The sequence below is a fragment of the Sorangium sp. So ce145 genome (assembly GCF_051525985.1).
Classification (GTDB): Bacteria; Myxococcota_A; Polyangia; order Polyangiales; family Polyangiaceae; genus Sorangium; species Sorangium cellulosum_B.
The window spans coordinates 2,522,921-2,548,113 of record NZ_CP150315.1; the positions used below are offsets into that span (position 1 = coordinate 2,522,921).

Here is a 25,193-nt window from a genome sequence, read left to right on the forward strand (position 1 = left end):
GGGCACGGAAGGTTGTACGCCCGCCCGGCGGGGGCGGCAACAGCGGCCGCGCTTCGCCCGCGCCCGAGGAGGCGGCGGAGGCGCTGTCCGCGGTGCTCGCGACGATGCAGCCGGGGGAGGTCGCGATCGTCGTCCAGCGGCTCGCGGAGCTCTCGCCGAGGCGCCGGCACCTCGTGGCGTTCCTGCCTGCGCTTTCGCAGCGGCTCGGCTCGTACGCCGCGAAGCACCACGTCGCCGTCGGCGAGGGGCTCCTCGCGGCGCTCAAGGCGGACGCCCTGGCCGTGCCCCAGTACCTCGGCCTCGCGTCGCGCCTGCTCCCCTGGAAGGCGCTCGCGCAGGCGGCGTCGCCGAAGAACGGCTGGAACGCGGACCGGCGCGAGCTGCTGGAGCGCTACCGGAAGGACCCGTCCCCCGCCGTGGCGGGGCCGGCGTCGTTCGTCATGCCGCCGTGAGGCGGAGGGCGGCGGGCGCGCCGTCTGGCAGGGCTCACCTCACGACGACAGCGCGGCCATCGACGGTGTAAATCACCGCCTCTGCCCCGGCGACGTTGGCCTCCGGTGACGTCTGTTCGATCGGCCGGCGACGAGCCGCCTTCTCCTTCGTCGAGCGCACGAACGGCCAGAAGAGCTGCTCGGTCCAGGGCTCGACCGGCGCGCCCTCGGGGAGCCCGAAGCCCTCCTGGCGCGCGTGCGGGATCATGAGCGTCCCATGGATCCAATCGAAGCAAATGAGGGCGGCGCCATAGTTCTTCGTGGCATTGCCGAAGCGGCCGACCCCGTGGTGCACATGGTGCGTGTCGGGCAGCGAGACGATGCGCTCGAGGATCCGCATGACAGGGCGCGTGGAGCGGCTCCGCTGGAGGTGCAGGTCCCAGCGGAGATCGCTGTGCTCCGCCAGCACGATCATCGTCCTGAAGGCCAATCCCACGATATAGGCGCCAGGGTGGCCGAGCCAGACGACGAGCGGGGCCATCCACGTGCCCGGCAACAGGACATGCCAACTCCAGTTCTCCCGGTACGTGACCGCGATGTTCATGTTGCGCGGCACGTGGTGCGGCTTGTGGATCCGCCAGAGCCAGGGCAGCTCATGGCTCTTGCGGTGTACCCAGTAGATCCCGTATTCATCGAGGAGCACGTAGATCGGGAACACCAGCCAGGAGCTCACGCCGGCGAGCGCGCCCTCGGAGGCGGGCCAGAGCGCCCCGAGCGCCCAGGTCACGGCGACGAAGGACGCGCCGCGGATCACGAGGTAGGCGCCGACGGACACGAGGCTCGCGCCGAGCTCCCGCATGGTGAGCACGCCTGTGCGCCGATACAGGCCGAGCGCGAGCTCGAGGGCGGCAAAGAGCGCGAGGAAGACGAGGACGAACACCGTACCGTGGAGCATGAGAGCTCTCCTTTCGAGCGTCGTGGCCTGGCTCAGGCGACCGCAGCGGCGGCGCGAGCCACCGAGCCGCGGTCCAGGAATCTGTCGTGATGCAAGTGCATCCGCGGGATCTCGCCGCGCAGCACGTCGAGCACGGCATCGATCATCCCGGGCGGCCCGCACACGTAGGCCGCGCAATCGGCGTGGCCCGCGGCGACCTCACGCAGGTGGTCGGTGACGTGCCCCTTACGCCCTGTCCAGCTCGAGCCTTCGGGCTCGTGCGAGAGCACGGGGATGAAGACGAATCGACCTCGCCATCGCGCCTTGATGGAGGCGATGGCGTCGAGCGCATAGAGATCCTGCCGGGTGCGCGCGCCGACGACCAGCGTCACGTCGCGGGCGAGCCCATCCGAGACCCCCTGCTCCAGGATCGCCTTGATCGGAGAGAGCCCCGTGCCTCCTGCCACGCAGAGGAGCGGCCGATCGGCCTCGTGATAGCGGAAGCTGCCGTGGGGCCCCGAGAAGCAGAGGCGCGCGCCCGTGCGATCGGCCCCGAAGAGCCAACCGGTGAAGGCGCCGCCCGGCACGTGGCGGATATGAAAGAGCGCCCTGCGCGGCGAGGCCCGATCCGGCGCCTCGGCGAACGAGTAACAGCGCGGCTCGCCGAGCCCCGGGACGCCGGGGACCGTGAGCTGCGCATACTGCCCGGCCACGTAGCGGACGTCCGAGGCGAGGTCGACCTCGAGCGCGAGGACGCTGGGCGCGAGCCGCGTCACGCGCGCGACGCTCGCGTCGATCTGCGCCGGCGCTCGATCCGTCGAGCGCCCGCGGCCCACCCCCGGGACCTCGACCGCCACGTCCTCCGACACGGCCAGGCTCTGGCAGGCGAGCACGAAGCCGGCAGAGATCTCCTCGGGCGCGACGTGGCGCGAGATATCGCTCTTGAGGCGGATATGCCCCTTGATGAGGCGGCACTTGCACGTGCCGCACTCGCCCACGCCGCACATGTGTGGAAGCGGGATGTTCCCGCGCACGGCTGCGCTGAGCAGCGTTTCTCCTGCCTCGATACGGGCCGAGCGATCGCTGCCCAGGAGTTGGAGGGTCCCGGCTCGACCCCTCGTCCGGCCGCCGAATGAGATGGCTTTCACGATGTCGTGGCTCCCTGTTGCACGTGGCTTCATGGAGGCGGCAACCGAAAAGCCCAATCAGCAGATGGTATGAGGCAGATTGCCGGCGTGAATATTCCGCGGAATCCATGGCCGCCCGCCTCTATTCCGGCCGAGCCCGCCCGCATGGGACGCGTCAGACGCGGCCGCAGAGCTCGATGAGGGATCGCCGGAGCCACTCGTGGGCCGGGTCGCCGTCCTGACAGGCATGCCACATCATGAACAGCGGGATCGGCTGGATGGGGAGCGGACAGCTCACCACCCGCACGGGGAAGTGCTGCTCGAACAGCCGCGCCAGGGGGAGCGGCAACGTGCAGACGAGGTTCGACTGCGAGACGATGAACGGCATCGAGAGATAGCGGGGGACCTGCACCCGCACGCACCGGGCTCGCCCAACGGCGGCCTGGATTTGCTCTGCCAGGTTGGTCTGGCCCTCGCGCGGCTCGATGATCACGTGCTCGAGCGCCATGTACTCGTCGAGGGTCAGCGAGGGTCCGACGGTGGGATGATCCTGGCGCACCAGAGTGACGAACTCGAGGTCGAGCACGCGCGTTCGCCGGAACTCCTCGCCCGGGATGGCGATGTGATCCAGGACGAGCTCGATCTTGCCGAGCCGCATCTCGTTTTGCAGCGAGGTCCCGGGCTCGCGACAGAAATCGAGCCGGACGCGGGCGCCGAGCTGCTCGAGCCACTGCAGAAAACGAGGCAAGAGGAGGGCCTCTCCGATGTCGGTGATCCCCAGCCTGAAGGTACGGCTCGCCGTGCAATCGAAGGCGCCGGTGTGGGCGAGTGATGCCTGGATCAGGTCGAGCGCCTTGCGGATCGGGCCGGCGAGCGCGAGGGCGCGCGGCGTCGGGGCCATCTCCTTGCCGCGGCGCACGATGAGATCGTCGTTGAACAGCAGGCGCAGCCGGTTCAGCGCGCTGCTCACGGCCGGCTGGGTCATGCCGAGGCGCTCGGCCGCCCGCGTCACGTTGCGCTCGGTGAGCACGGCGTCCAGCACGGTGAGCAGGTTCAGGTCCACGGCGCGCAGGCGAGGCAGCGGCGGTGCGTTCATGCGGGGAGGGTAGCGCTGCCCCGACAGACACCCGCCGCCGAGGGCCCGAGCGGCGTGCGTGTACGGTCCATGAGGGAGATCCCCGAGACCTCTTGGGCACCGGGAGGTAGCGGCCGGCGCCTACGGTGGCCCGGGCGCGGCCTCGATGCCGCCCTGCCCGACGCCCGGGGGCGGCGGCATCGCCGCGGCCACAAGGGCCACGCGCGCCCCGCGCGAGAGCCCGAGGGTCACCCGGGTCCCCGCGGGCACGCGGAGCAGGGGCCCGACCAGATACCCCAGCTTGCCGGTGACATCGTGGCCGTCCACCGAGACGATCACGTCTCCCACCTGCAGGCCCGCCGCCGCGGCCGGACCGTCGCGGCGCACCTCGACCACCTTGTGCGGCCGCATGGCCACATCCATCGGCGACCGGGGCGGCTCGACCGCGAACCCGAGATCGCCGGGAGGCTCGTCGTGCTTCATCCGGCGCTTCGCCATGAACAACCGCCCGACGTCGGTCTCCGCGCCCGGCTGCACATCGACAGGGATCATCGCCGCATCGAACGCCGAGCTCATCGGATCCGCGGGCATGAGCATGAGCGCGAGGGGACCTCTGGGCACGCGGTCGAGGTGAAAATGACCCGCTCCGTCGGTGACCTCGTGCTGCTGCACCGGCGAGGGCGCCATTCCGCCGGCGCGCGGGTACGCGTGCACCGTCACCCCGGCCATGGGCGCGCCGTCCTCCAGGGACACCACCTGACCCCGGAGCGCGACGCGCCCGGCGAGCGTGAGCACCACCCCGCTCCGCTGCTCCCCCTGCGCCAGCGTCACCTCGCCCGTGGCCGTCCCCTCCGGGGCGTCGGCTGCAAGTTCGTACCTGCCCGCCGGCAGGTCGCTCATCGTCCAGGCCCCGTCCGTGAACGAGAAGGACTCGTTCCGGAAGAACGGCACTTCGCGGCCCGTGACGCGGATCGTGAACTGATCGGGCGGCGCGCCGCCGGGGCTGGAGACGGCGCCGGAGACGGTGCCTGTCTCCTGGATCGTGAGCGTCACGGTGCGGCCGACCTCGACGTGCTCGACGGCGGCGCGGCCCCCTCCGCGGCGCTGCGCCTGGACGGTGTACGTGCCCCGGCCCAGGTTCCCGATCACGAACTCCCCGTCGGGATCGGTGAGCACCGGCGCGTAGGGCCCCATGCTCTCCGGCGGCGGGGGCGGAGGGGCCGGGGCGCCCGGCTCGCCCGCGCCCTCGGGCTCCCGCTGGACATTGACGAACGCGTCCGCCACCGGCCTGCTGCTCCCGTCGACGACGCGCCCGTGGATCTCGCCGTTCTGGCGCTCCACGACCAGGCTCACGCGCGCGGCCGCCCCTGCCTTCACGGTGACCGCGACCCCGGGGTCGCCGCCGCCGGCCTGACCTGGCGCCCTCATGGGCATACCCCCCTGCATGGCCCAGATCCGGTATGCGCCCGGCGCGACCCCCTTGATCACGAATGTCCCGTCCGCGAGCGACTTTCTCGGAGGGCCGCCCCACCCGGGCTGCTGCGCGCTCAGCATGACGTCCGCGCCTGCAACGGGACGGCGGTCCTCGTCGGTCACGGTGCCCTCGACGCGACCCCCGCTGTCCATCACGAGGGTGATCTCGGGAGCGCCCTCATCGACGAGCTCGACCATCACCGGTTCGGGCGGAATGTGATCGTTCGAGTGCGCCATGACCCTGTGTTTGCCAGGGAGGAGCCCCCGGAGCACGAAGCGGCCGTCGTCATCGCTCTGCCCGACGGGGCCGGGCTGCATCGGCTGCATCCCCCCCATGTCGGTCGGGCTCGCGTGGACCATGGCGCGCACGGGCTTGTCGTCGCGGTCCACCACCCGGCCGCGGAGCGACAGCCCGGCGCGGACGGTCCACACGAGTCCCTCGATGTCCGCCTCGCCGACCTCCACGGCGGGGTAGGCCGGCTCCGACGCGTGATCCTGGCAGAGCACCACCACCTGGTACGAGCCGGGCAGCACCCCCTCGAAGCGCGCCGAACCGTCGGCTCCGAGGACCGTCGGGAGCCAGCCGCTCCCCTCGTGAAACAGGGTGACGGAGCCGCTCGCGCAGGGCCCGCCCCCGGGCGCGACCTCCACGCGGCCGGCCACGCTGCTGGCGGGGTGCATCTCGATCACCACCTCGCTCGCGGTCTGGCCGATCCCGAGCACCACGCTCGCGCGCGCCTGGCCATGGCCGCCCGCGGCGCGCGCCGTGGGCTTGTACCGCCCGGGCGGCAGGCCCGGGATGCGGAAGCGCCCCTCCGCGTCGCTCGACACGGGTTTCACCTCCCCGGGGCCCCACCGCTGCGCCATCCCGGGACGGACCGTCGCGCCGGCGATCGGCGCGCCCGACCCCGCCTCGACGACCCGCCCCTCGATCACCGAGCCGGGCGTCATCGAGATCTCGAGCGGCGGCCCCGGCGCCATGCCGTGCTGCGACCCCTCGGCGTACCCGTCGGCGGTGGCGCGCGCCAGGCAGTATCCCTCCTCGGTCCACGCGGAGAAGGAGCCATCCGCGTCGGAGCGGGTCACCGCGGCGCCCTGGTGCGACCCCAGGAAGCCATGAATCATGACGAGCGCCCCGGCGATGGGCCCGCCGCTGACGTCCTTGACGTGGCCCCGGACCTCGACGCCGCCGCGGACGAGCGTCAGATCGACGCCGGTGCGCGCCTCTCCCTGGCGGAGATCGAGCCAGCGGGCGCGGTCCGGGGCAGGGGAGGTGTAGCTCGCCGGGCGGTGGCCCGGCGCCGAGGCGAAGATCGTCCAGCGCGCGGGGGAGAGATCCGCGATCTGGTAGCGGCCGTCCTCTCCTGCGGGCGCGCACGTCGGCTCGCCCAGATCGAACGGCGTCAGTCCGCTCGCTCCGCCGCTCGCGCTGGCGCACACGAGCGCTCCGGCGACGGGCGAGCCGGCCGCATCGGCGACCCGCCCCGCGATGCTCCCGAGCGTCGGCGGCGGCGCGTCCCTCGCGCGGAGGCGCCGCGCTCCCCGCGTCGAAGCGGCGCTCGCCGGAGGCGCGGGGCCTTCCGCCGGCGCGTCTCCGGCGCGGAGCCACAAGAAGAGGCCCAGGATCCCCGCCGCCGCCAGCCCGAGCACGGCAAGGGCAAGCCACCGTCTCGCTTCCGCTCTCTTCATGGCCTGACTGCCCCTCCTTCGTCCATGGCCCCCTGCCGCCGGGATCATTAATCCATCGCGCGCACGCGCGGCGGGGCCTCGTCCCGGGGAGCAGGATGACGGCGCGTTAGTACCTCGCGCTCGCGCCGCCGTGGCGGGGCCGGCGCCGTTCGTTATGCCGCCGTGAGGCGGCGCGCGGCGCTACGGCGAGCTCGAAACGCCATCTCCCTCGAATTGGTCCCATCCCTCGGGGGGGTCGGGGATGCCGAGCGCATCGAGCGCGTCGCGCGCATTTTTCTGGATCGCGGTCGGTACGGTCGTGGCGGGCGTCCAGGCGGCGAAGAGATCACGGAGCTTGAGGGCATAGGGTTCGGCGTTGATCGTGCCTTGATTCCCCTCCGCTTGAGGGGATTGCTTCGTCTCCGCGATCACCTCGAGATAGGCATCGATGCACCGGAGCACTTCTTCACGGCTCGGAAGGCTCTTCGCCCTGGCGATGACCCGGGGCGCAGCGAAGGCAGCCATCGTGTTGGCGAACCCCGCGGTCACCGTGGCGTGCTTGCGTGTGCGGTCCATCATGGCCTGGAGCTGCGCGGGGGCGGGGTCGACACGCGCGGGCGCTCCTGCCGCTCCTCCTTGAACGGTCTCTCCGCCTCGGCTGCCCGTCGCCTCTCCCGCGCCGTTCGCGCTGCGCGATTCGGGCGGCTCAGCCGCGGCCGGCGAGCTGTCGCCAGGGGCTCTGCACCCTCCCGCGAGCACGGAGAGGGCAGCGGAGAGCGCGGCGGCGCCGGCGATGTTCATCGAGTACGTGGTCGGCATGAGGGGCTCCCGGATCTGACTCGCGTTTCGCTCTTTTTGTGGGGAGTCAGCGGACGTGAGCCTCAAAATTTGGCCGAGATCAAGACGTTCGAGCGAATTCCTACCAAGTTCTTCCCCGGCCGGAGAGGTGGAAGATCGGCCGCCCGTCGCGCGCTCGAAGCCGAAACCAAGGCTTTCCATAGGCCACAAGAAGGGCGAAACCCGAGTCTGAATCAACGCTTGGATTGTTTCGGCGGCCACTGGCCTTTGAGGATGGCCGGCACACCCTCCGGCCAGAGAAGCGAGTCCTCGTACTTGATCCCGTCTGCCTCCGGGTCTTCGTGTGCATCCCACCCGCACGCGGGCGGCTTGATTCCTTCATGTTCGATGAGAGCCCGGGAAATGTCCACCATCTCCTGGGCCAAATCAGGCTGCGTCCAGTGCTCGAAGAGCTCGCGCAGTCGCATCGCGAGCGGCAGGCGGCGCTCGTAGTGTACGGGTTGAAACTGCGGCGCCGTGTGGTGGCCGCCCTTCTTCACGTAGGAGATGTAGAGGTCCAGCATGCGCAGGATGTGCTCGCGAGGAGGTACGCGGCTGAACGTCCTGTAGATGCGCGGTGAGGCGAACGCCCATATCCAATAAGTGGCGTTGATGGCGTCGGCCGTGTCCTCGGTGTTCTCTCTACCCTCGCCGCTCATAAGTGTTAGTGTATCTTTCTCTTCTTTTTTTCTTTGAGGTGGTCTTCGTTTTTTTTTTTTTTGCTTACCAGTAGGTGCAGTGCTTTTCGCCGGGCCCAAAGTGCGAAACCAGGATGAATGCTCCAGCGACATGGTTGCCGTGCTTAAGGCAGCCGTAAGCACACACGGACTTGAAGACGAGGTTTCCGAGCCCCCACGGGCACCAGGGGCATGCGCCTTTGTCGCAATATGTCACCATGCAGAATGCCTGCTCGCCGTTGCTCAACGGACACTCGGTGGTCTGGGGGCACGAATACGGCTCATCGAAGCACGCGAAGTTAGGGTAGATCCCGTCGTTCGCGGCCAGCGTGACCGCCTCCGGCGTCTCCATCCAGGTGCGCGCCGCGTCCCAACCGGTCAGTGCGTACTGCTCGGTCAGCGATGCGATCGCCCCTTCATCCACGGCCGCTGGATCGAGCACCTGGGATTCGACGAGGCTCGCGACCATCACCGCCGCGTAGGAGGTCGCCATGGTCTTGAGAGCGAGCTCCTGGGGATCGACATTCAGCAGCTCCTCGTACGCCTGTTCCTCCGGGGACAGCGGCTCGTCGTCGACGCCATCGGTCGCCGAGCCGCCGCCAGGCTCACTGTCCTCGTCAGGGCGCTCCGCCGGGTCGTTCTCCGCGGGCTCGTCCTCTATCTCCTCTCGATCCGCCGGTCGTAGGTGGATGGTGCACGCCGGAACCAGCACGGCAAGGATCCCCCCGGTCATCCCAAGCGCGAGCGCTCGACGCGTCCGCACGTGCATCTCGTCCTCCTCAGGGCGGCGGACTCTATCGAGGCTCGCTGAGCGCGTCCATGGACGCCGCTCCCGACGGACGTGTCAGGGGTCTCCTGAATCTCCGCGCCTCTTCGTCGCCGAGCGCGTGAGTAGCGGGGCCGGCGCCGTTCGTCACGCCGCCGTGACGCGGTAGATGGCGGGCGGGCCATCCACCGCAGCTCCTCACTGGCAGGCGGTCCCGTCGGCCAGCGCCGCGCACTCGTCCGGGTTCTCGAACGCGCGGCTCACGTGGAGCAGCCGGCAAGCGACCGTGTCGCCGCCCTCGGCGCTCGCGACGGAGTAGCCCGAATCGTGGGCGGCGCCCGTCATCGCGCTGCACTCGTCCTGGCACGCCGCGCCCCAGCCCTCGTACGCCTCGCCGAGGGTCGGCTTGCAGGCCGCCTCGAACAGCGTGCAGTACGACACGCAGTTGCCCGTCACGCCCGAGCCCGGCTCGTCGGCCCCGCAATGGCCGTCTCCGCCAGGCCCCGTGTGCGGGCAGTGGGTGGTCGGCGCCAGCATGGCGCTGTAGGCGTGGTACTTGCGGCAGCCCACGGTGTTCTCGGTCCGGTCCTCCGTCGTGCCGGGAGGGAGCGCCAAGCAGACAAGGAGGCATTGCGTTCTCGACTCGTAGACGGCCAGATCACCCGTGCACGACGTCATGGCCGCCCGGCAGAAGTCCTCGCAGCTCGGCGTCGTCCCTGCCGGATCGCCGCAGGGCTGCACCGGCGTCAGGCTCGCGTGCGGGCAGTGCTCCTCGGGGTCCACCGTCGCGGAGCTCACGTGCACGAGGCGACACTGCAGCGTGTCGCCGTCGTGGTTCTCGATGACGTCGAACGTATCCACTTCCTTGAGCCCGGCGCACATGGCGACGCACTCCTCCTCGGTGGCGACCTCGAGCGTGCACGCCGCGGCCCGCAGCGCGCAGTAGCTCTCGCAGTTGCTCCCGCACTCGCCGTCGCCGCCCGGGCCCGCCGCCCGACAGTGCACCCCGACCTCGCCTGTGGCGCCGGCCAGCTCCGCCTGGCGGGCGCGGCACGCGACCGTGTTGCCCACGGGCTCCAGAGGATCGCCCGCCGGGAGCAGCGCGCACACGCCCTGGCAGGTCGCCAGCGTGGCGTAGACCTGGTGCTCTCCCGTGCAGCTCTCCATCACGTCGGCGCAGTACGACGCGCATTGCTCGCTCACGGGCGCCTGCCCGCCCCCCGTGTCCGAGCTGCCCGGGTCGAAGGAGCGGTCCTCGATGCCGGCGATGGCCTGGCAGCCGAGCCACGCGAGGCTCGAGAGCGGGGCGAGCAGGGCGAGCGACAGGAGCCCTGTCATGCGTCTCATTCGAACGTACCTCCCACGCGCAACCCGACGTTGCGCGCGTCCACGAACGCCCCCACCTGGACGGGCGGGGCCTGCCTCGGCGCGACGACGAACACGAGGACGGCGCCGCCGATCGCCGCCGCCGCCCCGAGCCCGAACGCGACGTTCGACACGGTGGCGGCGCTCTTGGCTTCCTCGGTCAGCGTGACGCCGCGCTCGTCCTCACACGTGTTGCCGCCCTTGCAGTAGCTCTCCGCGTCGCTGTTCTTCGAGATGGCCTTCACGCCGAAGAACGTCCCGACGCCGAGCCCCACGACGCCCGCGCCGCCCACGACGAGGCCAATCAAGCGCGCCGTGTCGCCCCCGGACGCCGCGGGCGCCGGCGCAGGCGCAGGGGCGCCGCGCGCCGGCGCAGGGCCCGCCGCCTCGGGAGGCGGCGCATCGCGGGGCGCAGGCGGCGGCCCCTCGATCCGCTTGAGCGCCGGGACATCGACGCTCGCAGGGCCCTTCTTGTCGCCCCCGAGCTTCACGGTCGCCGTCCAGGTCTCGTGGCCCGGGGCGCTCGCCTCGATCGCGATCTCGCCCGGATCCACGGGGATCGCGACGCCGAAGACCGCGGGATCGACCGCCTTTCCGGCGGAGCGCACCTTGAAGCCCTCGATCGCGAGGTTCTCCGCGGCGACGCCGATGCTCAGCTTCGACAGGCCCGGCTCCAGCCGGGCCGCCCTCGCCTGCGCCTTGCGGGCGCGGTCGGCCTGCCCCGCGGCCTGCGACTCCGACATGGCCTGCCGGAACGTGGCCCAGGCGCTCGCCGTGCGGCCGGTGTTCTCGTAGCACTCGGCCAGGTAGAGGAGCGTGCCGATGCCTGGATCGATGCGCTGGCTCTGCTCCAGCCTCGGGCACGCCTCCGCGCTGCGCCCCTGCTTCATCAGGTCGAGCGCCGCGTCGAAGAGCGCCTCCGCCGTCGCCTTGTCGGCGGCGCTCGGCTCCGCCCGCGCGGGGAGCCCCCCGGCGAACAACGCCGCGCACAGACCCAGGCCGACGCAGTGTGCGATGCTTCGCTGACGACGTTTCGTACGCCTCATACGTCCCGTGTTCTCCTCCAAGCTGGCCACGACGAGCCTCGGGGCCGTCGCCGGATCGACGCGAGCGCCACGCTCAGCGCCGCCCGCCGAAGTCGCTGATCGAATTGCTCCGCGTCGGCTCCGGGCGCGCCCCCGCGTCGGGCTGCGCGCGCCCGACGGGCCGGGCCGTGGCGGTCGCCCGAGGCGCGCTGGGCTGCGCGGCGAGCGGCGCCGCCGGGCCGGAGGACGCCGTCGGCGGCGGCGCGGGCGCGCTGGAGGAGGCCGCAGGCGCGGTCGGGGCTGGAGAACCGCCGGCCACCTCGGGCGCGGCGCCGGTGGCGCCGGGAGCCTCGCGCGCGTCGCCCTTCACCGTCGCCTCGGCGGCGGGCGCCGCCGTGGCCTCGGCGGTGGGCGCAGCCGTGGCCTCGGCGGTGGGCGCAGACGCGGCTGCGGGGGGCTGTCCCTGGTCGGTGGCGAGCCCGGAGCGCAGGAAGAACAGGGCGCCGAGCGAGGCCCCTACCAGCAACGCGCCGGCGGCGATGGCCAGGGCGACGCGGGCCCCGTTGCGGACCGTTCGCACCGGATGGCCCGAGTTGCTCCACGAGTTGACCGTCGGCCCCGTCTCCGCGTTGGGCGAGGGCGGCACGAAGGACGGCGTGCCCGGCGCGAAGGGCGGCGTGCCCGGCGCGAAGGGCGGCGTGCCCGGCGCGAAGGGCGGCGTGCCCGGCGCGAAGGACGGCGAAGACGGCGAGGCCGGCGCGAAGGGCGGGCCCCCGTGCGGTATGGACGGGCGCGATCCGGTGCCCTGGGCGCCCCCGCTCGGCACGCCGGCCTGGAGGAGCGACGGCCGCGCGAGGTCCGAGGAGCTGCCGAGCATGCGGCGCGCCCGGTCGACGTGCATGTGGCCCGTGGCGGGGCCGAACGGGAGCAGCGCGGCCGCCAGATCGCCGACGTTCGTCCACCGCTGCTCGCGCTCCTTGGCGAGGCAGTGCATCACCACGGCGTCCAGCTCGCGCGGGACGTCGGGGCGCAGCTGGGCGACCGGTGCAGCGTTCTCGTAGAGCAGCGCGTGGAAGAGCTGAGCGACGGAGTCGCCGTCGTACGGAGTCCGCCCGGTCAGCATCTCGTACAGGATCACGCCGAGAGACCAGATATCCGCGCGCGTATCCACGTCCCGCGCGGAGCGCACCTGCTCGGGAGACATGTAGAGCGGCGACCCGAGGAGCGACGCTGTCTGGGTCAGCGCGACCTGGTCGCGCGATATGCCGAGCAGCGACTTCGAGATACCGAAATCGAGGACCTTGATGACCCGATCGCCGTCGGGCCGGAGCGAGAGGAACAGGTTGGCCGGCTTGAGATCGCGGTGCACGATCCCCGTGGCGTGCGCCTCGGCCATCGCGTCGAGGGCCTGGAGCATGTACCCGACGGCCTCCATCACGGGCAGCGGACCGCGCGCCCGGATCTCGTGGGCGAGGTCGTTCCCCTCCAGGAACTCCATCACCATGTAGGGCATCCCGCCCTCCAGCGAGCCGACATCCAGGACGCGCGCCACGTGCTCGCTCTTGATCCTGGCCAGCGCGCGCGCCTCGCGCCGGAACCGCTCCGCCGGGTCGCCGCCGTCCGACCGCAGCGAGTGCAGGAACTTCATCGCGACCCGCTGCTCCAGCTCCAGGTGCCACGCGGCGACGATCGTGCCCATCGCACCGGCGCCAACGATCTGCTCCACGCGGTACTTGCCCGCGAGGACGTCGCCCACAGCAACGGGAGCCATCGCCATGGGCCCTAGGCTAGCCGAGATCCACGAGATCACATACTTCGGCGCGCCGCGATCTGCGCGCAGGGCGGAAATCCCTCGTCGACGCTTCCGCTGCGGCGGCGCCGTGCGTCGGGGCGCGTGGTGGGCAGGCATGACACCCGCGCCGGCGAGATCTCACCGGCGTTCCAGCGCGACGCCCTCGACGCAGCGCCAGCGCTCGGTCTGCCCCGCCACGGCCCACAGCTCGAGCCGGTCGGCCCACCACACCTCGTGGGCGAGCGCAAGCACCCGGGGATCCGCGGCGAGCTCCTTTCGGCGCGCGGCCGGCAGCTCGCCGTACACGAGGCTCACGTGCGGGCGAAAGGGGGCCTCGTTCGCGTTCGCGCCGAGCGCCGCCCCGGCCGCGCGGCGCAGCGCCGCGAGCGGCTCGGACGGCGTCACGTCGAGGAACACGCACTGGTGGCGGGTGCCGCCGGTGGCGGGGCCGCGCGCCTCGAGCGCGACGGGGCGGAGCGCGCCGCCGTCGCCGCGCAGCCCGCCGAGCTTCGCGGCCAGCGCGCCGCCGTCGCCGCGCAGCCCGCCGAGCAGGGTGAGGTGAGGCGCGAACGCCGGGCCCCCCGTCTCCCGGGCGAGCGCCTCGATGAGCTCCTCGAGCCGCGCGGCCGGCGCTCCGCCGGGGATGAGCCACAGAGCGAACGCCGTCTCATGCGCCATGGCCGACACCCTTTGCGCCGCCGCGCCTCGCGGGCAAGCCGCCGGGCGCCGGAGCTCGCGTGAGCGCCCCGTCCGGCTACGGCCCGCTCAGGGCGTGCGCCGGGTGGCGGCTCGCGGCGGATGGCTCGGATCGAGCAACGAGACGCTCCTCAGCCGAGCGCCGCGCGCAGGCTCCGGTAGAACGCGTCCGCGGCCCCGCCCTCGGGGATGCCCGCCGACCCGCCATCGTTCAGCTCCACCAGCATCCAGCCGCCCCCTTCCTTCTCGGCGACGTCGGCCGCGTAGAAGCGACTGCGCACGCGGCCGAGAACGGGCGCGAGCACGTCGGCGCTCGGCGGCTCACCCGGATAGTCACCGTCGGCCCAGTACGGTGCCGCGTAGAACGGCCGGCCGTCGAGCACGAAGAAGCGATGCTCGTTCACCAGCGGCAGCCTGCTCTTCGGGTGCAGCCCGATGCGTCGCAGCTCGACGAACTCCCGGAAGACGAGCCCGCCGACGACGTGGTCGTCCTGGAGGCGGAGGAAGTTGCCCACGACGCGCCGCACGTTGGCCTCGTCGTCCGCCGCCGGGATGAAGCAGGCGTCGAACCACTCGTGCTTGCGGGACTTCACATAGTCCTTGAGGATCACGGCGCCCGCTCCGAACGCCTCTCGCACGTGAACGACGACGGCCTCGAGGTCGAACGTGGAGCCCGGGATCCAGATCGACCGCGCTGTGTGCTCGGCGCCGCCGATCGCCTCGTACCACTCGGGCAGGTGGTAGCAGTGCTGGTACGCCGCCGGCTCCGTGATCAACCGCCGGCCGCGCGCGGCGACGACCTCGCTCATGCATCGGTAAGCATCGAGGCCCAGGATCCAGCCGCGGTAGAGCACCTCGCCCGGGCCTTCCGGCACCCGGCGGAGCTTCACGTCGCCGCCGAGGAACACCTCGAGGTCGATGAGGCCGACGTCGAAGCCCGCGCTGGCGGCATGCCGGGCTTCCTCCTCGAAGGCGCTGTCCGGCGCGGTCGGGTGCAGCGGGCTGCTCGGGAAGAGGACGAGCGGGGCGGGGAGCATCTCGCAGACTCTATCCGACTTCAGATCGCTCGTCCGTGGCTGTCGAGCTCAGCTCTGGGCTGCTCCCTCGACATCCATCCACGTTCCGCACATGGTGCAGAGCTTCGCCGAGGGATCGAGCAGGAAGTCACAGTTCGAGCAGTGCCTCTTTCCATCGGGACGCGGCGGCATGGGCGGGCGGGTCGACGGCGGATTCCAGTTCCACACGATGGGCTCCGGCGGTAGCCAGGGCGGTGGAGCTCCCTCCCAGCCGTTCAGCGCGATCGGCGCGCCCGCCTTGTCGCCCGGTACGCAACGCAGCGCCGGCCCGCCGAGCTGGTCGCGCCGCGCCCAGAAATCGCCGTTGCTCATCCGGGACCGCAGCTCCGTGCCGTGCACGCTCGAGGGCAAGAGCGGCCGGTGCGCACCCGCCTCATCGCGGTAACGGACCGGCTGCCCGTCGGGCTTCAGGGCCGAGCCAAAGGCGATGTGGTGATCGACCTCGACCGTCGCCCGGAGATCGGGCGGGTTGCCATCGTGCGCGTCGAGCGCGGGCGCGAACAGCCACTCCGGGTACCTGGGCTCGTACCACCACAGGAGCGGCTCGGGCTGGAGGTCGCCGTTCCAGCAACAGACCGCCACCGGCCAGCCGGGGTAGTAGGCCTCGAACGCCTGAAGCATGCGGTCGTTGAGCGCAGGCCGCTTCGGCTCCGGGACCTGCCCGAGGACGGAGAGCACCGCGCGCGGCGACTCGGCGAGCACCACCGCATAGCTGCCCACGTCGAAGACCACGGCCCGGGCGGCCCCGACCGCGGCGAACGGCGGCGGGCCGTAGCTTGGCGGGATCGGCCGGCGCGTCGCCTGGCGGATGTCCTCGAGGAAGGTGCGGAACGGGCGCGTGTCGACCGCGTTCTGCGGGCCGATCCGCGTGGCCGGGATCGGCAGGATCATGGCGTTCGGGCCGGAGGTCGACGCCGTGTTCTGGTAGGCGAGGACGTGGACGTAAAGGCCGTTCCACCGCGCATCGCCGGCATAGAGGAGGGTGCTGGAGAGCCTCGCGGGGGAGAAGGTGCAGCACATGGTCGCTGCAGGATACACGAAGAGGAGCCTTTCACCCCATCGTCGGCGGATGAGCCGCGGGCGCCGCGGGCGCCTGTCGGATCCATCGGAAGGCTGGGTGGCGTCAGCGTGCACCTCGGCGTGCACCCGCGAGTTGTCGCGTGAGATCGGCCGCTGGCACTTCCTTGCACCCGCTGGCGTTTTGCCCCGCCCAGAGCGGCGAGAAGTCGCCGCTGCCCTCGCTTTCGGCCTTGGCGCGCAGGGGGGTGATGGCCGATGTCGCCAAGGGAAAAGCTGGCACGGCGCCGCTCATCGGCCCAAGCTCCCTCATGATGCGGTTCACGATGCCCCGAGCGGGCCGCCCGGTGAATACATTGGTGAGCGCCGTGATCCTGGCTGCGCCGCTCGCGAGCGCCGCGCGATGGACCCTGCTCGTGGTGGCCTCGGGGCACAACAGGTAGGCCGTCCCGATCTGCACGCCGGCCGCACCGAGCGCCATGGCCGCTGCGACACCCCTCGCGTCCGCGATGCCGCCGGCGGCGATGACGGGGATCTTCACGGCGTCCACGATCTGCGGCACCAGCGCGAAGGTGCCGAGCTGTACGCCGAGATCGTCGGACAGGAAGCTGCCGCGATGACCGCCCGCCTCGATGCCCTGGGCGATGACCGCGTCGACGCCGCGCGCCTCCAGCCAGCGCGCCTCGTCGACCGTCGTGGCAGAGGACAGGATCTTCGCGCCCGAGCGGCGCACCCGCGAGAGCAAAGCCTCCGAGGGCAGGCCGAAGTGAAAGCTCACCACAGCAGGCCTGATCTCGTCGAGCACATCCGCGGCCTCATCGCTGAAGGGCAACCGGCCGGGGCCGGTCGGGATGGCGCTTGCGTCGACGCCGAGCTCGGCGAAGTACGGCGAGAGCCGGGCACGCCAGATCGCTTCTTGCTCGGCGTTGGGCTCGGGCCGCGTGTGACAGAAGAAGTTCACGTTGAACGGCCTCGTGGTCTGCGCTCGGATGGCCGCCAGCTCCTTGCCCAGGGCGTCCGGTTTCAGCATGGCGCCGGGCAGCGAACCGAGCCCACCAGCGCTGGAGACGGCGACCGCGAGCGCGCTGCCCTGCACGCCGGCCATGGGGGCCTGGATGATTGGAAGATCGATTCCAAGGAGCTCGTGCAGCGTCGTCATGAGAATCTCCAGATCCACTGCCGAGGCAGAGTCCAGCTTTTGTACTTTTTCGCCCAACAAAGAGCGTTCGGCCGTGGGATCTGAGCATAAGCGAACGGCCCATCGGTGGCAACGCCGGGTTGGGCGGCACATGCTCACCTGCACGATGCGCTAGTCGTTCCTCTGCCAGTACGAAGGTCGACATGAGGTGTCGGGGATGAGCGTGGCTCGGGGATTCGGGCCTGGATCTCCGAGGGCGCGCTGGACACCGTCAGCTCGCTCGCAACGAACCGGGGCATCGCTCTTGCGGTAGGACTGAGAGCTGGTTTCATAGTCGAGGTGCCACGTGACGGACCACGTCGAGCCATGAGTCCTTGCGAGCCAATCCGGGGCGCCAGTCGCCAGATGCTCGGATTCCAGAAAATAGAGCCGCTTCCATCCATGTTTCGATTCAGGCAGAGGCACTACATGGCCAACGCCGTCGAACACGGTGCGAACGCATGCCGGAGGCTCCTGGGACACGACCACGCGCGTTCCCATTTGTGTTGGCGACGCGCTGAATGTCACCCTGTGGTCCTCGCGGCCGTCCGCGTTGATGTCGCCGATCGACTCGACGCTGGGCGCTTCGCTGTCGAACGGAAGAACCCCAAATAGCGCGTCTTTCGCGGCGCATGACGCCTCCGCGAGATACCGCGCCTGGAAGAAGACGGCACAGTTGCTGATGTCTCTGGGGGCACCCACGTCTGGCCAGCTGAACCCAAGTTGATAAACGCCCGCCGGCAGCTCGATCGTGCGCTCTTCCTCGATCCTCGTCAATTCCGTGCTGCCTTGCCGAAGTGACGGCGTGATACCCGTAGCAGGGCACCCTGGCGCCTTGAGCCACACCAATGCTCGTTCGCGAAGTCGGAACGCGTGGGAGCCAGGGCTGCTCGCGACAGCGGTGATTTGCAGGCTGACAACGTCTTGCGCGGCAGCGCTTGGCGGGCCTGGCTGTTCCGATGCTGGCGAGCTATTATTTGATATTTCTTGGGCGGGGGTTGGCGGTCGAGTTGCAGAGCCGTGGGGCAGCGGCGACGGGCCATTTCGGGCACATCCGGCGTGCAACAGAAATATCACGAGTGGCGGTGCTTGTGTCGCTTTCATGCGCAGGTTGGTTAGTTTGTCTAACTATCAGTCGATTGGTCGGCCGAGGCCGCGGGACGAGGTCTGTCCAGTGGACAGTTCGGTAAGTCGTTCAACATGGTCGTGGAGCAGAGCCGTCCGACCACGGCTCGCCGCCGGTGTGCGGGTTCGACTGGCCTTGGCGATATGTTCGAGGCAGGTCGCGGGGGGGGGCAAGGACGAAGTGCCGGCGGCCTCCGCTCCGAGCAGGCAGCCGACGAGCGTGCCCCCGATGTTGATGCCGAGGCTGGCCCAACCTTGCCGGAACTGTCGTGGCCGCCGTGGATGGGCGGGCCGCCCAACGCCAGACACGGCCGAGAGTTCCACGGTTTCCGATCCGCGGCGTGCGCGGCGCGGCTACACTGCGCGGCCCGTGGACTCCGTGATGGACCGCATCGAGGCGACGGTCGCCTGGCTCCGGCAGCGCCGGTGGGCGCACCTCGCCGTGGTGAACCTGCGCATCCTGATCGGCTTCGCGTTCCTGCCGGCGGGGCTGAAGAAGATCCTCGGCGAGCCGTTCACGGATCCGGGCAATCGCGGCCCGTTCCACGAGTTCTTGCACGCGTTCCACGCGACCGGGCACTTCTACACGTTCGTGGGCGTGGTCCAGCTGGTCGCCGCGACGCTGCTCATGACGCAGCGGTTCGCGACGGCCGGCGCATTCTTGGCGCTGCCGGTGACGGGCGCGATCCTGGCGTTCTGCTGGAGCACGGCGGTCGTCCCGACGGCGAGCGTGGTCACGCTGATGTTCGCGGGCCTGGTCGGGCTGGCGCTGTGGGACGTCGAGCGGTGGCGCGGCGTCCTCGACGCGCCGGACGCCACGCCGCGGGCCGCGCGTGCCTCGTCACCAGCGCCGATCGACCTGCGGCTGTGGAGCCTGTGCGGGGCGGCCATCCTGGTGGCGTACCTCGCGACGTGTCTGCTCAGCGGCGGCATCTACCGGCCGCGCGGGCCCGCGTTCGATGAGCCGGGGTTCTACGTGCTGATGGCGCTGCCGCTGTTCCCGATCGTGACCGCGCTCATCGATCGTCGCCGGCGCGCGAGGCGCTGACGCCCCGGTCAGGGCGTCGATCGCGTCGCGCACTGCATGAACGCGCTGTTCTGCCTCTCCCGGAACCTGACGGCCGGCCCGCCGTGCACCGTCGGGTTGTTCGGTGTGCCGCTCATCGTGCCGCAGTAGAGGTGCCCTTGCAGCGGTGTCATGCTCCGGCGGCACCCTCACGAAGCCGCTCGAGGCAACCGCTACGACGCCAAATCTCCCGCGCGCTCGGTCGAGAACGGCAGCTCGACGCAGAAGGTCGAGCCCCGGCCGACCTCGCTCGACACGCGAATTCGGCCGCCGTGCGCCTCGACGATGGTGCGGGTGATGTAGAGGCCGAGCCCGAGCCCCCCGTAATTCTTCGACGAGACGCCGCGGCGAAATCGTTCGAAGAGCTGCGCCTGCACTTCGGCCGGGATCCCGATCCCACGGTCCGTCACCGAGAGCCGCGCGATCCGATCTCCCCGGGTGATCGCGATGTCGATCGGCTGGCGCTCCCCGAACTTGATCGCGTTGGTGAGGAGGTTGGTCACGACCTGCTCCAGGCGGTGCGGGTCCCACCGGCCGATGACCGGCTGCTCCGCGCGCACGGCGACCGCGCTGCCTGACTGCGCGATCTGATCGCCGAGGTGGGCGACGACCTCGTCGACGAGCGCGCGCAGCTCGACGGGCGCTGTGTACAGCTCGAGCCTCCCCGCCTGGATCCGGGAGGCGTCGAGGAGCATATCGACGAGGTCGGTGAGGCGCTTGACCTGGCGGCCAGAGAGGGCGACCGCGGAACGCACGCGCTCGACGTCCATGCCCCGCGCGAGCCTTTGCCCCAGCGATTGAATGGCGAGCTGCAGGCTGGTGAGTGGGGTGCGGAGCTCGTGCGAGGCGATAGAAAGGAACTCGTCCCGCAGGTGCACGGCCTCCTCCGCTGCCGTGCGCGCCCGCCGCTCGTCCAGGAGGAGCTGATCGCGCTGCTGCTCGGCGCGCACGCGCGCGGTGACGTCGCGGAAGCTCCAGACCCGCCCGACCACGCGCCCGCCGAGGCGCTGGGGCTGCGAATAACGCTCGAAGACGCGCCCGTCCGCGAACGGGATGGCATCGAAGCTGGACTCCTCGGGCGAGGCATAGAGAGCGCGGATCCTCTGCAGGAACGCCTCGGGATCGAGGACCTGGTCGCTGGCGAACGTACGGAACGTGTCGTCCGACCCGGTGGAGAGGATCTCGTCCGGGATGCGCCACATCGCCGCGAACCTGCGATTCTGACGCACGACGTGCTGCTCGTCGTCGACGACGAGGATGCCGTCCGCCGTCGATTCGAGCGTGGCCTCGAGGAGCGCGTAGGAATGGCGGAGCACCTCCTCGGCGCGCCGTCGCTCCGCGTTCTCCTGCTGCAGATCCGTATAGAGGCGCGCATTCTCGATGGAGTTGGCCGCCTGGGCCGAAAGGAGCCGGATCACCTCGACGCGATCGGGGGTGAAGGCAGAGCGGGTGAGGTCGTTTTCGAGATAGATCACGCCGGCGAGGCGGCCCTTGTAGACGAGGGGCGCGGCGAGCGAGGAGCGCGGCGCTCCGCCGGCGCAGCAGGGATCGCGCCCGAACGGCCCGTCGATCGCGAGGTCGTCGAGCAGGACGGTCTCGCGCGTCCGCGCCACGTACGTGACGACGCTGGCCGGCAGGTCCTCGCGGCCCTCGAGGGGCGCCGCGCCGAGCACGTGGACCGACGCATCCCGGATGTGGTGCTCGGCCTCGACGACGAGCCGTCCGTCACGCAGGAGCAGGAGGACGCCGCGCCGCGCGCCGGCGTTCTCGACCATGATGCGCATGAGCGCGTCGAGCAGGCGGTCGAGGACGATCTCGCCCGAGATGGCCTGGGAGGCCTTGAGCACCGAGCCGACGTCGAGCGCGGCGCCGGCCTGCGGGCTCCTCTCGCCGCGGAGGCTCTCGCCCGGGACGAGGTCGGGGTACGCGTGCTCGATGCGCCGCATCGCCTCCGTCGCGCCCCAGCGGCCGTACGCCCTGTGCGCCTTGGTGAGGTAGGCGCCCGCGATGGTGGTCTTGCCGAGCGCGCGGAAGCAGAGGCCCGCGAGCTCGTTGCCGAGCGCCTCGTCGTGGAGATAGCCGCCGCGCTGCGCGAGCGCGATCGCATCGTCGTAGCGGTCCCCGGCGGCGCGCACGTCGCCGCGGGCGCGCTCGAGCTCGGCGAGGAGGAGGGCGCGGCGGTGCGCCACGTTCTCCGGGCAGAGGTCCGCCCAGCGCGAGAGTTTTTCGGCGGAGACCTCGGCGCGGGCGAGGAAGAGCGCGCGCTCCTCCGGGGAGACGACGTCCGCCGCCTGCGTGAACGCGATTCCCGCGTAGCAATGGAACGCGGGGTTGCCATGCCAGGCCGCCACGGCCGGGATTTCGATGTGCGGCAAGAGCGCGGCGCGCGCCGCTTCCTCGAACGCCCCCTGGAAGACGCAGAGGACGACGATGTAGAAGTGGGCGAAGAAGGAAGAACGAGGCCTGGTTGTCGATGCGGCGGGACTCCTCGATCACCTCGTCGATATCGACCCACGCCCCCTTGAGCGTGGCGGGGCGCTCGGTCTCGACAGAGAGCTGGTGCGCGATCTGTCCGACCGCGCCGACCATCCAGGTGATGGCATTGAACTCGTCGAGCCTGCGCATCGGCTGGTAGCCCTGCGCCTCGGCGAGGAGGTCGGAGAGCGGGAGGCCGCGGAGGAGGCTGTTCGTGATGCCATTGACCGTGTTGTAGAAAGACCAGATGTACTGGCCCGTCTCGAGCCCGGCGTGCACCCCGGCGACCAGCGACGCCTTGCAGGCGGCGTAGCCCTCTCGCCAATGCTGCACGAAGGCGCCCCACATATTGCGGAGCATCGCCTCGGACTTCTTGTCCGTGTAGCGGTCCGCGAGGTCGATGGCGGCGCGGCCGAAGCGGTAGCCGAGCGCGATGTCGCCGCGGGCGCAGAGGAGCATCCCGAAGTTCATGCAGCCGAAGATCGAGTTCTTCGAGAGCCCGTGGCGCAGCGTGTTCTCGAGGATCTTCGCGACCGTGATGCCGAGGTTGTTCGTGGCCAGGAAGTAGCAGGGGAGAAAGAGCTCCTGGAGCACGTCCTGCATGGCGAGGATCTCCGGGTCCCCGAGCGGCGGCAGGCCTGGCAGCGCCTCGATCGTCCTTTCCCGGACGAGATCCATCGTCGCCCGCACCTGGGCGTCGAGCAGGACGTCGTCCGGGAAAGGAGGCAGGTCGATCCCGAACGGGCGCAGGGCCTCGAGCCCCTCCGCGAGCGCGGCTGGCAGGTCGTTCTTGAGCACCTGCACGTTCATCTTGAGCCGAAGCACCTCGGTGCGATCGAGCCGGCTCGCGGCCCGCTCCAGGCCATCGGAGAGGATCGCGAGGGCGTCGTCATGCCGGCCGCAGAGCGAGAGCATCAGGGCGGTTCTCTTCGCGTACTCGAGGCGGAGCGGGTACTGTGACGCCCAGGCGTCCTCCGGAAGGCGCAGGAGGCCGAGCTGCAGGTAGCGCAGCGCGGCGCCGAAGGCGGCCGAGTCCTCGGCGCGGCAGGCGGCCTCGAGGCTCATGCGGGCGAGGTGCAGGCGCTCCGCGGGGTCCGACACGAGGTCGCCTGCGCTGTTCAGGTGGCCGACGACGTCGAAGAGGCTCTGGCTCTCCGAGAGGTCCAGCTTGCCCGCGAGCAGCCGGCCGATCCGGAGGTGGAAGGCGGGTCGGTCCGCCTCCGGGATCATCGCGTAGGCGCCCTCCTGGACCTTGTCATGGGCGAAGCGGTAGCCGCCGCGCCCGGCGATCACGAGCCCCTCGCTCACGGCGGGATCGAGGCGGGCGTACGCGTCTTCCGGCGAGCACTCTTTCACCGCGGCGAGCACGTCGAGGTCGAACCGGTTGCCGATCGCCGCGGCGAGGTTGAGCGCCTTCACCGTCGCCGGCGGCAGGCGCGCGATGGTGCGCACCATGAGGTCTGCGACGTTGTCCGTGTACCCGAGCGCGTCGATCGCCGCGAGGTCCCAGCGCCAGCCTGATCCGGCTGCGTACGCGAGGACGCCGTGGTCGTGCAGCGACCGGACGAACTCCTTGACGAAGAACGGGTTGCCGCCGGTCTTCTTCTGCACCGCATCGGCGAGCGGCCCACAGTCGCCGCGCTTGAGGCTATCCGACAGCATCTCGAGCAGGTGCGCGCGCGCGAGCGGGGCGAGGACGATGTCGTGCACGACGAGCCCGGCTTGCTTGAGCTCCTCGATCGCCAGGACGAACGGGTGCCCGGGCGATACCTCGTTGTCACGGTAAGCGCCGCAGAAAAAGAGCGCATCGAGCGAGTCGCCGGCGAGGAGCGCGCGGATCAGCCCGAGGCTCGCGGGGTCGATCCACTGAAGATCGTCGAGGAACAGGACGAGCGGGTGCGTGCGCCGCGCGAACACCGAGACGAACAGCAAGAAGCACCGGTTCAGGCGGTTTTGCGCCTCGATCGGGCCGAGCGCCGGGACGGGCGGCTGCGGGCCGATCACGTGGCAGAGCGACGGGATGACGTCGCAGACGACGTGCGCGTTCGGCCCGAGCGCCTCGAGGAGCGCGCTCCGAAAGCGGAGGATGCGCGCATCGCTCTCGGTGAGGATCTGCCGCACGAGGCCGTCGAACGCCTGGATCACCGCGCCGTAGGGCGCGTCGCGGTTGTATTGGTCGGATTTGCCGCTCGTGAAATAGCCCTTCTGCCGCGCGAGCGGCTTCAAGATCTCGTGCACGAGCGAGGACTTCCCGATCCCCGAATAGCCGGAGACGAGGACGATCTCACGGCTCCCCTCGAGCGCGCGCACGAACGCGGCGGTGAGCGCCTCGATGTCATGCTCGCGGCCGTAGAGCTTCTGATGGATCCGGAAGAGGTCCTGACGATCGCGCTGGCCCGCGACGAAGGGCTCGATCGTCCCCGTGCCGCGCAGGGCCTCGCGGCAGCGCTCGAGGTCGGCGAGCAGGCCCTCGGCGCTCTGGTAACGCTCCTCGGCGTTCTTCGCGAGCAGCTTGAGCACGACGTCGGAGACGGCCTCGGGGATGGTCGGATCGACGCGGGACGGCGGCGCGGGCGCGAGGGCGAGGTGCGCGTGAATGAGCTCCATCGGGTCCAGGGCCTCGAAGGGGCGCTGACCCGTGAGCATCTGGTACAGGATGACGCCGAGCGCGTAGAGGTCGGTTCGGTAGTCGACGCCGCGGTTCATGCGGCCTGTCTGCTCGGGGGAGACGTAGGGCAGCACGTCGGTGATGACCGCCGGCGCGTAGAGCCGTTCGTGCGCGTGGGTGACCTCGGCGTCGACGCCGAAGCCATTGATCTTGACCGCGCCGCGCGCGCCGACGAGCACGTTCTTCGGGCGCAGATCGCGGTGGACGAGCCCGGCCGCGTGCACCGCGGCGAGGCCTTCGGCGAGCGCGGCCGCGAGTTCGAGCGCCTCGCCGACAGGCATCCTGCGTGACGGGCGCGCGGCGAGGATCCGCGCGAGATCGCGGCCCGGGAAGTCCTCGAGGACGACGATCAAGGAGCCGGCGAGCGCCTCGACGCCGCGCGGCGCGACGAGGCGGGGCGATGCGATGCGCGCGATGCGCTCGTACTGGTGCTTGAAGCGCGCGATCTCGGCGCCGGTCGCTCTTTCCGCGCGCAGGATTTTCAGCAAGACCGGGACGCCGTCGACCTCGCGGCATGCGCGGTACAGGGTAAAGTCGGCGGTTTCCTCGATCTTCTCGCGGAGCGCGTAGCCTCTCTCGACGATCATCGAAAACCTTGCTCGCTCGTTCGTCAATGCGACGCACTACAACCAGTCAGCTATATATTCCAAAGGGTGTGACTTGGCACCGGCGGACGTTGGCCACGCCCAGCTCGTGCGACTCTTGGGTGTGCAGGCGCGTGAG

At 70.8% G+C, this 25,193-nt stretch carries 18 protein-coding genes and 1 pseudogene; 2 read left to right on the forward strand and 17 right to left on the reverse strand.

Features of this window, described 5'->3' with window-relative positions:
• Positions 1–92 precede the first annotated feature (92 nt).
• Positions 93–452: a hypothetical protein gene (locus WMF34_RS09645; RefSeq protein WP_437993084.1), complete on the forward strand. Its 360-nt coding sequence runs from the start codon at positions 93–95 to the stop codon at positions 450–452.
• A gap of 34 nt (positions 453–486) precedes the next feature.
• Here the strand turns inward: WMF34_RS09645 and WMF34_RS09650 are convergent, their stop codons facing one another.
• From WMF34_RS09650 to WMF34_RS09720, 15 genes are all read right to left on the reverse strand, one after another.
• Positions 487–1,386, reverse strand: a complete 900-nt coding sequence (locus tag WMF34_RS09650; RefSeq protein WP_437993085.1) for a sterol desaturase family protein — start codon at positions 1,384–1,386, stop codon at positions 487–489.
• Between the two features lie 32 nt (positions 1,387–1,418).
• A complete protein-coding gene (locus tag WMF34_RS09655; protein ID WP_437993086.1) occupies positions 1,419–2,546 on the reverse strand; it encodes a 2Fe-2S iron-sulfur cluster-binding protein in 1,128 nt (375 codons plus the stop codon).
• 121 nt (positions 2,547–2,667) lie between these two features.
• A complete protein-coding gene (locus WMF34_RS09660) occupies positions 2,668–3,588 on the reverse strand; it encodes a LysR family transcriptional regulator (RefSeq protein WP_437993087.1) in 921 nt (306 codons plus the stop codon).
• Between the two features lie 120 nt (positions 3,589–3,708).
• Entirely contained in the window at positions 3,709–6,729 is a 3,021-nt protein-coding gene (locus WMF34_RS09665) for a carboxypeptidase regulatory-like domain-containing protein (RefSeq protein WP_437993088.1), read from the reverse strand.
• Positions 6,730–6,909: 180 nt separating this feature from the next.
• Positions 6,910–7,743: a hypothetical protein gene (locus WMF34_RS09670; protein WP_437993089.1), complete on the reverse strand. Its 834-nt coding sequence runs from the start codon at positions 7,741–7,743 to the stop codon at positions 6,910–6,912.
• Entirely contained in the window at positions 7,740–8,336 is a 597-nt protein-coding gene (locus WMF34_RS09675) for a hypothetical protein (RefSeq protein WP_437993090.1), read from the reverse strand. The genes WMF34_RS09670 and WMF34_RS09675 overlap by 4 nt, the downstream gene beginning before the upstream one ends.
• Positions 8,269–8,991: a hypothetical protein gene (locus tag WMF34_RS09680; RefSeq protein ID WP_437993091.1), complete on the reverse strand. Its 723-nt coding sequence runs from the start codon at positions 8,989–8,991 to the stop codon at positions 8,269–8,271. The genes WMF34_RS09675 and WMF34_RS09680 overlap by 68 nt, the downstream gene beginning before the upstream one ends.
• A 195-nt stretch (positions 8,992–9,186) precedes the next feature.
• The gene (locus WMF34_RS09685; RefSeq protein ID WP_437993092.1) at positions 9,187–10,335 is read right to left on the reverse strand and encodes a hypothetical protein; all 1,149 of its coding nucleotides are present in this window, start codon (positions 10,333–10,335) and stop codon (positions 9,187–9,189) included.
• Complete coding sequence (locus WMF34_RS09690; RefSeq protein WP_437993093.1) at positions 10,332–11,399, reverse strand: tetratricopeptide repeat protein; 1,068 nt, start codon at positions 11,397–11,399, stop codon at positions 10,332–10,334. Before WMF34_RS09690 ends, WMF34_RS09685 begins: the two co-directional genes overlap by 4 nt.
• A 73-nt stretch (positions 11,400–11,472) precedes the next feature.
• Positions 11,473–13,149 carry a protein kinase domain-containing protein gene (locus tag WMF34_RS09695; RefSeq protein WP_437993094.1) on the reverse strand — a complete coding sequence of 559 codons (1,677 nt, stop codon included), beginning with the start codon at positions 13,147–13,149 and terminating at the stop codon, positions 11,473–11,475.
• Between the two features lie 159 nt (positions 13,150–13,308).
• Complete coding sequence (locus WMF34_RS09700) at positions 13,309–13,848, reverse strand: 2'-5' RNA ligase family protein (protein ID WP_437993095.1); 540 nt, start codon at positions 13,846–13,848, stop codon at positions 13,309–13,311.
• 149 nt (positions 13,849–13,997) lie between these two features.
• The gene (locus WMF34_RS09705; protein WP_437993096.1) at positions 13,998–14,903 is read right to left on the reverse strand and encodes an ATP-grasp domain-containing protein; all 906 of its coding nucleotides are present in this window, start codon (positions 14,901–14,903) and stop codon (positions 13,998–14,000) included.
• 48 nt (positions 14,904–14,951) lie between these two features.
• Positions 14,952–15,980, reverse strand: coding sequence for a hypothetical protein (locus WMF34_RS09710; protein WP_437993097.1), 1,029 nt, complete (start codon positions 15,978–15,980; stop codon positions 14,952–14,954).
• A gap of 85 nt (positions 15,981–16,065) precedes the next feature.
• Positions 16,066–17,118 (reverse strand): NAD(P)H-dependent flavin oxidoreductase, encoded by a 1,053-nt coding sequence (locus WMF34_RS09715; RefSeq protein ID WP_437994625.1) that lies wholly within the window; start codon positions 17,116–17,118, stop codon positions 16,066–16,068.
• Positions 17,119–17,268: 150 nt separating this feature from the next.
• A complete protein-coding gene (locus tag WMF34_RS09720; RefSeq protein WP_437993098.1) occupies positions 17,269–17,913 on the reverse strand; it encodes a hypothetical protein in 645 nt (214 codons plus the stop codon).
• A gap of 718 nt (positions 17,914–18,631) precedes the next feature.
• Between WMF34_RS09720 and WMF34_RS09725 the strand changes: the two genes are divergently transcribed.
• Positions 18,632–19,309 (forward strand): hypothetical protein, encoded by a 678-nt coding sequence (locus tag WMF34_RS09725; RefSeq protein WP_437993099.1) that lies wholly within the window; start codon positions 18,632–18,634, stop codon positions 19,307–19,309.
• Positions 19,310–19,317: 8 nt separating this feature from the next.
• Here the strand turns inward: WMF34_RS09725 and WMF34_RS09730 are convergent, their stop codons facing one another.
• Together WMF34_RS09730 and WMF34_RS09735 are read right to left on the reverse strand one after the other, a co-directional pair.
• Complete coding sequence (locus WMF34_RS09730; protein WP_157906572.1) at positions 19,318–19,461, reverse strand: hypothetical protein; 144 nt, start codon at positions 19,459–19,461, stop codon at positions 19,318–19,320.
• A 39-nt stretch (positions 19,462–19,500) separates the two neighbouring features.
• Positions 19,501–25,057 (reverse strand): annotated as a pseudogene (locus WMF34_RS09735) (AAA family ATPase).
• Positions 25,058–25,193: the final 136 nt, after the last annotated feature.

What these genes read in the sequence shown, in the direction of transcription:
- WMF34_RS09660 (WP_437993087.1), bottom strand. Translation starts at nt 3,588, where the DNA reads ATGAACGCACCGCCGCTGCCTCGCCTGCGCGCCGTGGACCTGAACCTG.
- WMF34_RS09685 (WP_437993092.1), bottom strand. Translation starts at nt 10,335, where the DNA reads ATGAGACGCATGACAGGGCTCCTGTCGCTCGCCCTGCTCGCCCCGCTC.
- WMF34_RS09655 (WP_437993086.1), bottom strand. Translation starts at nt 2,546, where the DNA reads ATGAAGCCACGTGCAACAGGGAGCCACGACATCGTGAAAGCCATCTCA.
- WMF34_RS09675 (WP_437993090.1), bottom strand. Translation starts at nt 8,336, where the DNA reads ATGTCGCTGGAGCATTCATCCTGGTTTCGCACTTTGGGCCCGGCGAAA.
- WMF34_RS09730 (WP_157906572.1), bottom strand. Translation starts at nt 19,461, where the DNA reads ATGACACCGCTGCAAGGGCACCTCTACTGCGGCACGATGAGCGGCACA.
- WMF34_RS09690 (WP_437993093.1), bottom strand. Translation starts at nt 11,399, where the DNA reads ATGAGGCGTACGAAACGTCGTCAGCGAAGCATCGCACACTGCGTCGGC.
- WMF34_RS09715 (WP_437994625.1), bottom strand. Translation starts at nt 17,118, where the DNA reads ATGACGACGCTGCACGAGCTCCTTGGAATCGATCTTCCAATCATCCAG.
- WMF34_RS09705 (WP_437993096.1), bottom strand. Translation starts at nt 14,903, where the DNA reads ATGCTCCCCGCCCCGCTCGTCCTCTTCCCGAGCAGCCCGCTGCACCCG.
- WMF34_RS09665 (WP_437993088.1), bottom strand. Translation starts at nt 6,729, where the DNA reads ATGAAGAGAGCGGAAGCGAGACGGTGGCTTGCCCTTGCCGTGCTCGGG.
- WMF34_RS09700 (WP_437993095.1), bottom strand. Translation starts at nt 13,848, where the DNA reads ATGGCGCATGAGACGGCGTTCGCTCTGTGGCTCATCCCCGGCGGAGCG.
- WMF34_RS09650 (WP_437993085.1), bottom strand. Translation starts at nt 1,386, where the DNA reads ATGCTCCACGGTACGGTGTTCGTCCTCGTCTTCCTCGCGCTCTTTGCC.
- WMF34_RS09695 (WP_437993094.1), bottom strand. Translation starts at nt 13,149, where the DNA reads ATGGCTCCCGTTGCTGTGGGCGACGTCCTCGCGGGCAAGTACCGCGTG.
- WMF34_RS09680 (WP_437993091.1), bottom strand. Translation starts at nt 8,991, where the DNA reads ATGCACGTGCGGACGCGTCGAGCGCTCGCGCTTGGGATGACCGGGGGG.